Below are 12,836 nucleotides of genomic sequence, written 5' to 3'. Positions count from 1 at the left end.
AACAATATGAAAATATTCCAATCCTCTCAAAGAATATTTTCTATCGTTAGCTTTCATGAACAGCTTAGTTTTCCTCTTCTATTGGAAAGAAGAAAAGTTTTTTCAATATCATTCTTCCTTTATACGTGCATGAATAATTAATCCGATAATAGTTAGAATGATTAAGGAACCTAGTGCAAATCTACTTGCCATATTACCATACTCAGCAAAAACAAATGTAATCGTCCCATATATTATAGGACCGATAATAGATGATACTTTTCCAGAAAAAGCAAATAAACCAAAAAATTGTCCTCTTTTCTCTTCCGGCGTAATTTCAACGATATATGATCTTGTTGTTACCCACATACTTCCAAGCGCTACTCCAAATAAACTGCCAGCTACCCAGAATAACCCTTCATTCTTAGCAAGCGTTGCAATAATTATCGCAATAACTAACAGTATCCCCACATAACGAACAGCTCTGTATGCACCAACACTTTTCGTTATATATCCAAAAACAAAGGAACCAATAATACTTGCAATGGTTGACACAAGATAAAGAACAATAAATTTACCAGTATCTAATCCAATAACCGCATTGGCATATGCAGACATCGTCGCAATAGTAGTAGCTAATGCATCATTTAGAAAAAAGTAAGCAAGCATAAAGGTGAAAATTTTCCGATAACTTTTCATTTGTTTAAAAGTTTCTATTATTTCTCGATATCCAGAAAGAACAGATTGTTTTTGGATATTTTCTTTTGGTGTATCTTTAATGAAAAAAAATAATGGCAAGGATAAAAGTAAAAAAAGAATACCAGTTGGAATAAAGGATTGATTATATGCCCCTTTATCTATAAAGAGATAAACAGTTAATCCAATCAGTGTTCCAATATAACCGATGGCTACACCAAAACCTGAGATTAATGGAATCTGTTCCTTTGTTCCTAAATCAGAAATCATCGTATCATAGAACACTAAGCTAGAATGATAAGTAAATTTAGATAAAACAAAAAAGAGGATAACAAGTGATAAAGATATCGGAATCCCAAATATCATTTGTGTAGACGGGATAAAAGAGAAAAAACCCATAGCTATGGTTCCAAATACGGTTAATAATGTTAATATAACAATATATTTTTTCTTTCTTCCAGTTCTGTCCATCATAACGCCAAATAATGGTGTAAAGATAACTAACAGAAAGCTGGCTAATGCATTCGCATATGAAATAAAAGTCGAAGCAATCTGTTTATTAACTTCATTTGAGCCAATCATATCTTGTAAATACATAGGAAAAAAGATAGTGTTAATATTAGACGAAAAAATAGTATTGGCCGCATCATAAAGGGCCCATGAGATTATAGGCAAAGAAAAATATAATGCCAGCCCTCTTTTTTTTATTTCTGTTTTATTAGTTATCGGTTCCATCTATTAAGCTCTCCTCTCAAATAGCGGGTATGTAGGGATAAAACAACATACTCCTGTTTGTTCTCCTTAAGAACCATTTGGCTTATCCATAATGCTGTCGTCTTACTCACATTATGGATAAGCCCACAGGTTTATGAATTATTTTTTTACAACAATGGAACCTACAATTAAATCATGTAACGCTTGTTTTTTCTCCGTGAACGCTGCAAAAATAAAGCCAATTAATAAAATCCCTGAAAGGAGACTTGATACGATGTATCTTCCTAGACTTCTCCAGAAAGAAAGCTTATTTCCTTTCAAATCCTCTACCTTTAAACCTAATAATTTCTTTCCAATCGTCGCTTGCCATTTAGAGGAATGAAGCAGTGAATAATAAAAAAGACTAATAAAAATACATACTGCCATCGTTCCCAAAAAAGCGGTCATTAATGAGCCTAATAGAGATAAAATTTCAGAATCAGATAATGCATTTATACTGGCTGGATCCATCAATAATTCATCCGGTATTTCCATTGAACTAATAAATAAAGCAAAAATGATATTGGAAAAAAATAATAATGGAATGCCTAAAATGATACTATCAATTGCCCATGCTCCAAAACGAATCCAAAATCCTGCATATTGAGGATGATTTTCCTTTTCTTCTATTTGTATAGTTGTTACCATTTATTTTCCCCTCCCCACTAATATGATAAATGGTATTTATTTTCTAAACAACCTTTTTTATGAAATGACTGCTAGCTTTACAATTATTAAACAAAAGAGAAACCTTCCTGCTCCTTGTCTTTAAAAGTTCATAAAATGTTTATTTGTTTTTTTCTAATTTGTGAAATGTCAAACAAACACCTAGACGATTTTATGCTATTAGAATACGCTAATAGTGTAAGTTGTGAAGGAAGAAAACCGAATATTATTTAATTAATTAAAGAGAGGACGAGTACACAATGAAGGGTACTGCAATTCTTTTTCACGATGACTTAACGGTAACTTTTCTAGAAAATGTCGATTTAGACACATGGAAAAAAACAGATAAAATGGACAATGGGAAACTGCTTTTAGAAAATCATCTGAATCAATCAAACCATGAACAACTTTTATTAATGGAAGAAGGCGTTGATTGGGATTATGGTTACTAATTAAATAGATATTAGAGCAAGCTTGGAGCAGGGATATATTCTTCTATCCCCTGCTCTTTTTATTTTGTTTTATGTATTTAAAACAATCATAGCTTTTGATATCATTATAGAATACGTTACGTTAGGAGACTTGATATGGAACATTTAATCAATAAAAAAGTTAAAAATATTGAGATTTCTGGTATTAGAAAGTTCGCTAATATGGTTGCTGGAAAAAAAGGAATGGTTTCTTTAACCATCGGCCAGCCTGATTTTCCCACCCCACTACATATTAAAGAGGCAGCAAAAACTTCCATTGATGAAAACTATACTTCTTATACACATAACGCTGGAGACCTTGCGTTACGGGAAGCGGCATCCCATTTTGTAAATAAAAAATATAATCTTTCTTATGATCCTTCCACAGAAGTGATTGTTACCGTGGGAGCTAGCGAAGCTATTGATGTGACATTTCGAACAATTCTCGACGGTGGAGTGGAGGTAATCCTGCCAGGACCTGTATATCCTGGATATGAACCAATTATTCGTTTATGTGGTGCGGTTCCTGTGCATGCTGATATTCGTCATACTTCTTTCCGTTTTACAGCTGACGTCATAAAAAAATATATCACGGAAAAAACAAGATGTATCGTCTTACCCTATCCGTCAAATCCAACAGGTGTCAGCCTAACAAAAGAAGAAATCAAGGAGATTGCAGCCCTGATTAAAGGAAAAGATATCTTTATTTTAGCAGATGAAATATACAGTGAATTACTATATGATCAAGAACATGTATCCATTGCTCAATATCTACGCGAACAAACTATTGTGATTAATGGTCTATCTAAATCACATAGCATGACTGGATGGAGAGTTGGTCTATTATTTGCTCCTTCTTATCTTTGTCAACAAATCATTAAAGTCCATCAATATAATGTAACTTGTGCCTCTTCAATCTCGCAAAGAGCGGCATTAGAAGCTTTAACTATTGGTATTAATGATGCAGCACCTATGAGAGAAGATTATCAAAGAAGAAGAAAATATGTGTATGATCGCTTGTCCTCTATTGGATTGGATGTAGTTATGCCAGATGGGGCGTTTTACTTTTTCATAAAAGTGCCAACAGCTAAATTGAATTCTTTTGATTTTTGCCTTGATCTAGTCGATAAAGTAAATCTAGCGGTTGTTCCTGGAAGTGCCTTTTCTGAATTAGGAGAAGGATATTTCCGAATTTCCTTTGCCTATTCTATGGAAACATTGGAAGATGCATGCAATCGTTTAGAGGAATATGTAAAAATACATCTAGCAAAATAAAAAAACAGCTTCTAATCTTGGCTTTCACCGATTAGAAGCTGTTTTTTCAATCCCAATATTTATATAAAGCTTGTGTTCCGCTCTCATCTTCTCCTTTCGCTGACAGGCGGCTGTATAATGTTTCCGCAAGAGATAATCCTGGTGTTTCCATTTGCATTTCCTCTGCTTCTTTAAGAGCAATTCTCATATCTTTTATAAAATGCTTGATATAAAATCCAGGTTCAAAATCCCCTTTTATCATTCTAGGTGCTAGATTACTTAAGGAAAAGCTCCCAGCAGCTCCGCTTGAGATACTTTGCAATACCTTTTCAGGGTCTAGTCCAGCTTTTTGAGCATAAACGATGGCTTCACTTACACCAATCATTGTAGAAGCAATGGCAATTTGATTACACATTTTCGTATGTTGACCAGAACCTGCAGGTCCTTGATAGACAATATTAGTGCCAAGTATCTCGAATAGAGGCAGAAGCTGTTGGAAAACTGCTTCTTCCCCACCTACCATAATGGATAGCTTTCCTTCTCTTGCCCCTACATCTCCACCACTTACAGGGGCATCAACTGCATATATATTTTTCTTTTTCGCCTCTTCGTATATTTTCTTGGCAAGACTAGGAGTTGAGGTGGTCATATCGATTAAATATGTATTTTCTTTGGCATTGTTAATTAATCCTAGTTCTCCTAAATATATTTCCTCTACATCTTTCGGATAACCAATAATCGTAATAATGACATTTGCTTTTAAAGCAATTTCATGGGGACTGTCTGCCCATTCTGCTCCAGCAGCTACTAGTTCGTCTGCCTTTGCTTTCGTGCGGTTATACACCATAACAGGATACCCTGCATGCAATAAATGGCTTGCCATACTTTTCCCCATTACACCAGTACCAATAAAACCAATTATAGTTGTTTCTTTCGCCAACATCCGATCCTCTCCCTTTTTTGGCAAATAACTTTCTTTTTCTAATAGTATCATGAAAGCAGGTATAATTCTTCTATAGAATATTGAAAACTGCTAATAGAAAAAAACTACCCAATATCCCAATCTTTCTAAACCGATCGCATAATACTAGGTAGTTTTTTCTTTTACTTATTACGTAATACCCGCACAAGAAGCATTTTCATTATTTCCATTGCTATTACTGCTCCGATGGCCAACCCAGCTGCAATTAACCATTCGTTTAAGCCAAAGGAATCAGGAATGGCGAATACTTCTCTAGCAAAAGGCAGGATGGTAACTAAATAAAGCAAGAAACAAATACCAACTGCTCCTAATACATATTTATTAGAGAATAGGCCCACACCAAAGATTGTTTGGGTGCTAGAACGTGCAGCAAAGGTTTGCAAGGAACGAGAAAGGATTAACGTGGTGAAGGCCATCGCTACTCCTAATTCATCTGAATGCTGTAAACCAATATAATGAGAGATAATAACCGCAATACCAATTAATACCCCTCTTACAACGACCGCTCGAAGCGTCCCACCTGCAAAAATTCCTTCTTTCACGTCTCGCGGCTTTCGCTTCATAACACCAGGCTCTGACTTTTCCATTCCAAGAGCAATGGCTGGTAAGGAGTCGTTTACCAAGTTTATAAATAATAATTGTAATGCTGTAAAGGGATTTGCCCATCCTGCAATAACCGCAAACAAAATGGCTATAATAGCACCGAAGTTTCCTGCAAACAAATAGCCAATTGATTTTTTGATATTGTCAAAAACAGTTCTTCCTACTCCTACAGCATTTACAATCGAAACAAAGTTATCATCCGTAAGAATCATATCAGCTGAATCTTTAGCAACATCTGTCCCGCTTCCCATTGCAATACCAATGTCTGCCTGTTTTAGTGCTGGCGCATCATTGACTCCATCACCTGTCATCGCAACAATTCGATTTTTCTTTTGCCAAGCTCGCACAATGCGGATTTTATTTTCTGGAGAAACACGTGCATATACAGATATTTGTTCTAATTTTTGATTCAGTTCTTCATCTGATAATGCATCTAATTCTTGGCCTGTTAAAGCAATATCATTATTCTCCATTAATCCGATTTTACGGCCAATGGCTTGTGCTGTGGTTTTATGATCTCCTGTAATCATTACTGTACGAATCCCCGCATCTTTTGTTTGCTCAATCGATCCGTAAACAGCTTCACGTGGTGGATCCATCATCGCCGTTAAACCAACAAGGATGAGATCCGATTCATCTTCTTCCGTAATAGTTCTCTTATCTTCGGGCACATGCTTATATCCATATGCAAGAACTCTTAATGCTTGATTGGAAAAATCCTCATTAGCCTCCTGCAATTTCTTTAACCAATCGTTTGTAAATGGCTCTTCCCTTTCATTTACTAATATTTTTGTCGCCCGGTTAAACATAACATCTGGGCCACCTTTTACAAGCATGAAACGTTTATTATCAATGGTATGAATCGTAGACATTAGTTTGCGATCCGAATCAAACGGTAATTCTGCTTCTCTAGGATATCTTGAGCGAATTTGTTCATAATTTCTTTTACCATCATTATAGAAGTTAATAAGCGCCACTTCTGTGGGATCTCCCACTTCTCTATTTTCTTTATTAATGTACGAATCATTACATAATACAGCTATATTCAGCAAAAAAGTTTCCGAATGATTCCATTGAGAAGGATCTGGTGGTAAATGTTCTCTTACTCCTTCCGGTATAAAATAATCGGTTACGGTCATTTTATTTTGTGTCAATGTTCCAGTTTTATCTGTACATATCACACTGGTAGAACCAAGCGTCTCGACTGCAGGCAACTTTCGTATAATAGCACTCTGTTTTGCCATTTTATTAGTTCCAACCGACAAGACAATGGTTACAATAGATGATAAAGCTTCTGGAATAGCCGCTACGGCAACGGCTACTGCAAATAGTAACGCATTAAGAATAGAAGTTGTAACATCAACATTTTCATCTCCTAACCATATTCTTAATGCTTGAATAGCAAAAATAAGAATAGATAAGAGAAGAATTCCTACTCCTAATTTTTTACTAAATTCGGCAAGCTTCTGTTGTAATGGTGTTTGTTTTTCCTCTGCCTTATTAAGCATATCAGCAATTTTACCAATTTCCGTTTTTTCCCCTGTACCGGTTACAACAAAGGTCCCTCGGCCATAAACGACTAGTGAACTACTGTATACCATATTAATCCGGTCGCCAAGTGCAGCTTCCTCAACTATTACTTTATCTTGTTTTTCAATAGCTTCTGATTCCCCTGTTAACATTCCTTCATTTACTTTCAGAGAACCACTTTCTAAAATACGTCCATCTGCTGGGATAAAATCACCAGCTTCTAGAAAGACGATATCTCCTGGAACTAACTCCCGTGCAGGAATTGTGATATTGGTATTATCTCGCCTTACTTTTGCCTCCGGTGCGCTCATATTACGTAAAGCATCTAAAGAACTTTCTGCCTTTTTTGTTTGAATCACACTAATAACAGAATTTAGCAATAACACTAAAAAAATAATAAGAGATTCAACAAATTTCCCCATGATTAATTGGATAATAATTACTAGTAATAAGACAATAACCATTGGGTCTTTAAACGTTTCTAAAAAGAGCTTCCAAGTTGGTATTTTTTCTTTATCTTGTAGCTCATTGTAACCCTCTTTTTCCAAGCTTTCTTTTACTTTGTCTGTTGATAGTCCTTGTTCAGATGACTGCAAATCTTTTAATACTGCTTCTTTATCCTTTTGATAAAATTCCACGTGACTTTATTCAACTCCTTATGATTCCGTCTTATTACACCTTAATGAAATGGAACAAATAAACTGTTCTTTGTTCATATGTATAGCGGCATACTTCTATTTAAAACCCCTTCCCATTATTTAATTTTTATAAACCTGTCTCAAAAAACAATGGAATAGTTGTATTTTGCCTCCATCTTTCCTTTTCATGTATGGTTGAAACTTTAAAGATAAGCAAAAAAAAAACTGACTAGAATCATCTAGTCAGTTCAAATAAGGGGAAAATGAGAATAGCGTTAAGCTAACTTGTAAAAAGAGCTTATGCTATTTTTATTTATACCCACTATTTTTAAGGATAAACCTGTTTTTTTAAGAAAGTTTCGCAGCTGCTTTTACTGCTTCCATAACTTCTTCCGTTGTAGACATTTGTAATGCTTTTGCTGCTAATTCTTCCATTTCTGCTTTAGAAAGATTTAGAATTTGTGATCTTGCTTTTAAGATAGATGTAGCACTCATAGAGAATTCATCTAAGCCTAATCCTAATAATAAAGGAATAGCTGTTTCATCTCCTGCCATCTCTCCACACATACCTGCCCATTTACCTTCTTTATGTGCTGCATCAATAACCATTTTAACAAGACGCAGAATAGAAGGATTGTATGGTTGGTAAAGGTATGAAACGCGTTCGTTCATACGGTCTGCAGCCATTGTATATTGGATTAAATCATTTGTTCCAATACTGAAGAAGTCAACTTCTTTCGCAAACTGATCTGCAAGCACTGCTGTAGAAGGAATTTCCACCATGATTCCTAGTTCGATTTTGTCTGCAACTTTAACGCCTTCAGACACTAAATTAGCTTTCTCTTCTTCTAAAAGAGATTTAGCTGCACGGAATTCATTTAATGTAGCAATCATTGGGAACATAATTTTTAGATTTCCATATGAGCTTGCACGCAGCAATGCTCTTAATTGCGTACGGAAAATATCTTTCTCCTCCAGGCAAAGACGAATTGCACGGAAACCTAAGAATGGGTTCATTTCTTTTGGCAGATCTAGATAAGGTAATTCTTTATCTCCACCAATATCTAATGTACGAACAACAACTGGCTTTCCTTTCATGCCTTCAAGAACAGCTTTATAAGACTCAAATTGCTCATCTTCTGTTGGAAGCTGATCTCTTCCCATGTATAAGAATTCTGTACGATATAAACCGACAGCTTCTGCACCGTTATTCGTTACCCCTTCTAAATCATTAGGTGTACCGATATTTGCAGCAAGTTCAACGTGAACACCGTCAGAGCTTACTGTTTGTTCATTAACTAGTTTAGCCCACTCTGCTTTTTGCTGTTCATATTGCTCGGCAACTTTTTTATAGCTTTCGACTACTTCAGGTGTTGGATTAACATGGATTTCTCCTTTTAATCCATCAACAATGACTAAATCGCCATTATTAATTTCTTCTGTTGCTTTTTTTGTCCCTACAACAGCAGGAATTTCTAAAGAACGAGCCATGATGGCAGAGTGAGATGTTCTTCCACCAATATCTGTTGTGAATCCCTTAACAAATTGGCGGTTAAGTTGTGCAGTATCAGATGGTGTTAAATCTTCTGCAACTACAACTACTTCTTCAGAAATCATACTTGGATTTGCTAAATGTACGCCTAAAAGGTGAGACATTACACGCTTTGTTACATCGCGAATATCTGCAGCTCTTTCTTGCATATACTCGTTATCCATTGATTCAAACATCGTAATAAACATGTCTGTTGTTTCTTTTAATGCAAATTCTGCGTTCACTAGGTCTGTTTTAATTTTGTCTTCAATAGGTGCAATTAATTCTGGATCACTTAATACTAATAAATGCGCTTCAAAAATAGCAGCTTTATCCGCACCAAGCTCTTTATTAGCTTTTTCACGAATAGCTTCTAATTCTGATTTCGCTTTATTTAAAGCTTCTTGAAAACGAGAAATTTCACTTTCTACATTTTCCACACTAGTCTTTTCAAAAGAAAGATCTGGTTCAACTAGGCGATAAGCTTTAGCAATGGCTATTCCACTAGATGCAGCAATTCCTTGTAAAAAACTCATTATTCTGCTAAACCTTCTTTATTTAAAGTTTCTTGTAATCCATTAATTGCTTCCTGTTCGTCGTTACCTTCAGCAATAATTTTAATATCAGCACCTTGAGCAATACCTAATGACATAACACCCATAATCGATTTAAGATTCACTTTTTTCTCTTTATATTCTAATTGAATATCTGAGTCAAACTTGCTAGCAGCTTGTACTAAAAGAGTCGCCGGTCTAGCATGAATTCCTGTATCTGCAATAACTTTAAATTGTTTTTCTACCATAATAAAATCATTCTCCTTTATCGATTAAGTTATAAGATGTTAACATAAGCTAAACTTTTCAAACTTAAACAACCTTAATATAAACCAACAATTGTTTATCATAAATAATATATAATTTATATATTACAATTGTAAACTGAAAGCTATGTATTTTGTCGAAAAAAATTAATTGTCTATGTACACAAACTTTCTTTACAACCATTTATAGCATCTTCTAAAAAGATGAGAACAAGTAGAATAGTGTTCAAAATAGGCAGGTAATTTAAGTTTTTTGAAAAAGACATCTCAAATGAAAGAATAGCATTTCTTTGTTATATAGACAATCAAAATTTACTAAACGACAAAAAATAGTTAACTTTATGGGGAATTTTAGGGGAATTAGTCCAAATTTGGATGATTAATTCCTGTTTATAAAATCCCCAAAAAGTTAACTTTTATTCAATTAGCTGCATTTAACATTATCTAAAAAAAGAAACTGTACTTCTTGCAATTCAGACAAGGATTTACATAGAAACATTTTAAAATGAAAATATATTGCATTATCTCCTTAAACAAGCTTAAATATTATTAAAACTTCCGAGTTACATTAATTCTATGTAAAAGTGATTACTTTTTCTAGACTTAGAAACTAGAGCATTTTCCAGTTTAATGCCATTACTCTCCAAGCATTAATGATTTAACTGGATCATGGACAAAAGAGAGGGAAATTATGAGATACAACCGGAATGAATCTTTTCGATATCAATTAACTGATTTTATAGATGCTACATTTACTGTAAAAGTTGACGAAGCTACTCTTTCTAGAAAAGGTCATGCTTTTATAAATAATATAAGCCCCAACGGGTTACGTTTCCGAACAGAATATGACTTACCAGCTGATGATACACGATTACTTTTGCAGCTTCAATTCCATCTAAATAGAAGAGAAATAGTAATGCCTGGTCATATATCGTGGAAGAAAAAAATCGGAAATCAATATGAATATGGCTTTGAAGGCACAGGAAACAAGGAAGCTAAGCAGCAGATTATCAGGGGACTAAAGGAACTTTCCCGAATAGAGAACAAAGAGACACCGTAATTAATTTACGGTGACCTCTATTGATAAACCCCGCTTATGAAAAGCGAGGTTTTCTTGTATTCACTATATATTATAGAGAGCGAATTAATTTCAACCCTTTAACTTCTCGGTTCATCCATATATTTATACGTAACATCTCCTCCTATTTCCGCAATTCCTTTAAAATGTTTAAAATCTTCCCTCTTTACTAATTCTGCACGGAATGTAAGAAAATCCTCTTTTTTTACTCGATAGCTTTCTATTTCTCTTTTCATTAACTTGTCTAAAACTTCTTCCGCTATTTCTTTATTCATCCTCTTCACCAATTAACCTTTCCTTCATTTTTTGACCATATTTTAAATTACTTTTTTACTTTAAGTAAAGAATTCTGCATAATTCCTTTTTATGTCACTATTTTTGATATTATTATGTATAATTCTACTAATTATGTTATAATATCATCTAATATCAGAAAAGTGTATGCATTTTAATCATCAAGGATAGTCGAATATCGGTTATTCTAGAAACTGGTTCCTCATACCACTTTCTTTTCGCATCAAAATACATAATTTTTCGATAAACCAGCATTTCCCTTTATTTATTAATGAGGTATAGAAATAATTATTTAGTAACAAGCACTTATAAAAGGAAATAACACACATTTTATTCATATTTTCATAGTATATATTTAGTAAGTTTATATACCTATATGTTTACGAATAAGTTCTAAGTAGTGAAAACTATATTCAGAATTTATATAAATTTTGGAATGATAAGGAGAGATTGTGCGTGAAAATAGCTGAGGTTGGAAATATTATTGAATTTAGAGGCTTGCAAGGCATTGTTGAAAAGGTAAATGAAAATTCAGTTATTGTCGATTTGACTTATATGAATAATTACCGTGATTTAGAACTTGAGCAAAGAACCGTTGTTAACCATAAAAATTATCGTATCATTAAATAAACAAGAAACAGAAAAAAGAAGTCAGATTGGGAATTTCCCCACTTATTGACTTCTTTTTTGTATGCGCTTTACCTATCTCTATATTATAAGGAAGAAATTACTCTTCTGCTAATTCCTTTTTCGTTTTTACTTTTCCATGCGGTTTTTGTTTTTGTTTACGTACAGTCCATTCTCTTTCCTTTTCTCTCTGCGCTTTTGACACTTTTCTCACCTCCATCCCTTCCGTTTTATCATGAACAGTATTTTGTTTTTTATCCATTGCTTTCTTAACGTTTCATGACTATTCTCTCCCTATCTAAGTGACACTATGTTTGCAAATATTCTGTTGACCACTTGAACAAAAACTGTTAACATCACATTATATTTCTTAAATAATTGCATGCTATGAATGTTATGGATCAAACTATAACAGGAGCAGCTTCTGGAGAGACCGTTCTGTTAAAAACGGCACCGAAGGATTCACAATCTCAGGTAAAAGGACAGAAGATCAACCAATACATACTTAAAGTTATCGTGTCCTGGTTCTTCTTATCCTTTGAAACAGATTGGTGTCTCCAATCTGTTTTTTTCATACATTCTTACCTACTCTTTTATTTAAGATGTAAAACAATAGCGAATTATGAGGTGAAATGATGGTTCAACAACGTCGCGCAGTTGTCAGCGTAATTGGAAAAGATCAAATCGGGATTATCAGCAAGGTTACCACAATCCTTTCTAATAATCACATTAATATCCTAGATATAAGTCAAACCATTCTCCAAGATTTCTTTACGATGATGATGCTCGTAGATATCACGGATAAAGAAAACTTAGATAACTTAACAAAACAGTTTGACGAACTAAGCCAGCAGCTTCATTTAAAAATAAATATCCAATTAGAAGAAATCTTCCAATCTATGCACCGCGTTTAAG

Annotated in this window: 13 protein-coding genes and 1 riboswitch; of the genes, 5 read left to right on the top strand and 8 right to left on the bottom strand. The window is 34.2% G+C overall.

Annotated elements, in window-relative coordinates:
- Positions 1-108: 108 nt before the first annotated feature.
- On the bottom strand, positions 109-1,410 hold the full coding sequence (locus NSS71_RS02695) for an MFS transporter (protein ID WP_047942972.1): 1,302 nt from the start codon (positions 1,408-1,410) through the stop codon (positions 109-111).
- Positions 1,411-1,548: 138 nt separating this feature from the next.
- On the bottom strand, positions 1,549-2,076 hold the full coding sequence (locus tag NSS71_RS02690; RefSeq protein ID WP_341151283.1) for an RDD family protein: 528 nt from the start codon (positions 2,074-2,076) through the stop codon (positions 1,549-1,551).
- 278 nt (positions 2,077-2,354) lie between these two features.
- Between NSS71_RS02690 and NSS71_RS02685 the strand changes: the two genes are divergently transcribed.
- On the top strand, positions 2,355-2,546 hold the full coding sequence (locus NSS71_RS02685; RefSeq protein ID WP_047942970.1) for a hypothetical protein: 192 nt from the start codon (positions 2,355-2,357) through the stop codon (positions 2,544-2,546).
- A 135-nt stretch (positions 2,547-2,681) separates the two neighbouring features.
- Complete coding sequence (locus NSS71_RS02680) at positions 2,682-3,839, top strand: aminotransferase A (protein ID WP_047942968.1); 1,158 nt, start codon at positions 2,682-2,684, stop codon at positions 3,837-3,839.
- 46 nt (positions 3,840-3,885) lie between these two features.
- Here NSS71_RS02680 and NSS71_RS02675 read toward each other — a convergent pair whose 3' ends face one another.
- The 4 genes from NSS71_RS02675 to NSS71_RS02660 all read right to left on the bottom strand — a co-directional run bounded on the left by NSS71_RS02675 (position 3,886) and on the right by NSS71_RS02660 (position 9,904).
- Positions 3,886-4,761: an NAD(P)-dependent oxidoreductase gene (locus tag NSS71_RS02675; protein WP_047943014.1), complete on the bottom strand. Its 876-nt coding sequence runs from the start codon at positions 4,759-4,761 to the stop codon at positions 3,886-3,888.
- Positions 4,762-4,922: 161 nt separating this feature from the next.
- Positions 4,923-7,571, bottom strand: coding sequence for a cation-translocating P-type ATPase (locus tag NSS71_RS02670; RefSeq protein ID WP_061796803.1), 2,649 nt, complete (start codon positions 7,569-7,571; stop codon positions 4,923-4,925).
- A gap of 348 nt (positions 7,572-7,919) precedes the next feature.
- Positions 7,920-9,638, bottom strand: a complete 1,719-nt coding sequence (ptsP, locus tag NSS71_RS02665) for a phosphoenolpyruvate--protein phosphotransferase (protein ID WP_061796805.1) — start codon at positions 9,636-9,638, stop codon at positions 7,920-7,922.
- Entirely contained in the window at positions 9,638-9,904 is a 267-nt protein-coding gene (locus tag NSS71_RS02660) for a phosphocarrier protein HPr (RefSeq protein ID WP_016200927.1), read from the bottom strand. Before NSS71_RS02660 ends, ptsP begins: the two co-directional genes overlap by 1 nt.
- Positions 9,905-10,613: 709 nt before the next feature.
- Between NSS71_RS02660 and NSS71_RS02655 the strand changes: the two genes are divergently transcribed.
- Entirely contained in the window at positions 10,614-10,982 is a 369-nt protein-coding gene (locus NSS71_RS02655; protein WP_061796806.1) for a PilZ domain-containing protein, read from the top strand.
- A gap of 98 nt (positions 10,983-11,080) precedes the next feature.
- Here the strand turns inward: NSS71_RS02655 and NSS71_RS02650 are convergent, their stop codons facing one another.
- Positions 11,081-11,275, bottom strand: a complete 195-nt coding sequence (locus NSS71_RS02650) for a hypothetical protein (protein ID WP_047942963.1) — start codon at positions 11,273-11,275, stop codon at positions 11,081-11,083.
- A 475-nt stretch (positions 11,276-11,750) separates the two neighbouring features.
- On the opposite strand from NSS71_RS02650, the gene NSS71_RS02645 reads away from it, so the two are divergent.
- Complete coding sequence (locus NSS71_RS02645; RefSeq protein WP_082138361.1) at positions 11,751-11,924, top strand: YkvS family protein; 174 nt, start codon at positions 11,751-11,753, stop codon at positions 11,922-11,924.
- Positions 11,925-12,021: 97 nt separating this feature from the next.
- On the opposite strand, the gene NSS71_RS02640 is transcribed toward NSS71_RS02645, so the two are convergent.
- Positions 12,022-12,126 (bottom strand): DUF6254 family protein, encoded by a 105-nt coding sequence (locus NSS71_RS02640; RefSeq protein WP_220040981.1) that lies wholly within the window; start codon positions 12,124-12,126, stop codon positions 12,022-12,024.
- Positions 12,127-12,335: 209 nt separating this feature from the next.
- Positions 12,336-12,417: riboswitch (glycine riboswitch) on the top strand.
- A 139-nt stretch (positions 12,418-12,556) separates the two neighbouring features.
- On the opposite strand from NSS71_RS02640, the gene NSS71_RS02635 reads away from it, so the two are divergent.
- The gene (locus NSS71_RS02635; protein ID WP_047942962.1) at positions 12,557-12,835 is read left to right on the top strand and encodes an ACT domain-containing protein; all 279 of its coding nucleotides are present in this window, start codon (positions 12,557-12,559) and stop codon (positions 12,833-12,835) included.
- The last annotated feature ends 1 nt before the right edge of the window (position 12,836 follow it).

Origin of the sequence: Niallia sp. FSL W8-0951 (assembly GCF_038006525.1) — a bacterium.
GTDB classification, from domain to species: domain Bacteria; phylum Bacillota; class Bacilli; order Bacillales; family Cytobacillaceae; genus Niallia; species Niallia circulans.
The sequence above is the reverse complement of the archived record's forward strand: the minus strand, read 5'-3'. Positions and strand labels throughout refer to the sequence as shown.

Excerpts from the sequence above, each read along its gene's own strand:
- ptsP (WP_061796805.1), bottom strand. The coding sequence starts at position 9,638 with ATGAGTTTTTTACAAGGAATTGCTGCATCTAGTGGAATAGCCATTGCT.
- NSS71_RS02675 (WP_047943014.1), bottom strand. The coding sequence starts at position 4,761 with ATGTTGGCGAAAGAAACAACTATAATTGGTTTTATTGGTACTGGTGTA.
- NSS71_RS02690 (WP_341151283.1), bottom strand. The coding sequence starts at position 2,076 with ATGGTAACAACTATACAAATAGAAGAAAAGGAAAATCATCCTCAATAT.
- NSS71_RS02685 (WP_047942970.1), top strand. The coding sequence starts at position 2,355 with ATGAAGGGTACTGCAATTCTTTTTCACGATGACTTAACGGTAACTTTT.
- NSS71_RS02655 (WP_061796806.1), top strand. The coding sequence starts at position 10,614 with ATGAGATACAACCGGAATGAATCTTTTCGATATCAATTAACTGATTTT.
- NSS71_RS02695 (WP_047942972.1), bottom strand. The coding sequence starts at position 1,410 with ATGGAACCGATAACTAATAAAACAGAAATAAAAAAAAGAGGGCTGGCA.
- NSS71_RS02650 (WP_047942963.1), bottom strand. The coding sequence starts at position 11,275 with ATGAATAAAGAAATAGCGGAAGAAGTTTTAGACAAGTTAATGAAAAGA.
- NSS71_RS02635 (WP_047942962.1), top strand. The coding sequence starts at position 12,557 with ATGGTTCAACAACGTCGCGCAGTTGTCAGCGTAATTGGAAAAGATCAA.
- NSS71_RS02680 (WP_047942968.1), top strand. The coding sequence starts at position 2,682 with ATGGAACATTTAATCAATAAAAAAGTTAAAAATATTGAGATTTCTGGT.
- NSS71_RS02660 (WP_016200927.1), bottom strand. The coding sequence starts at position 9,904 with ATGGTAGAAAAACAATTTAAAGTTATTGCAGATACAGGAATTCATGCT.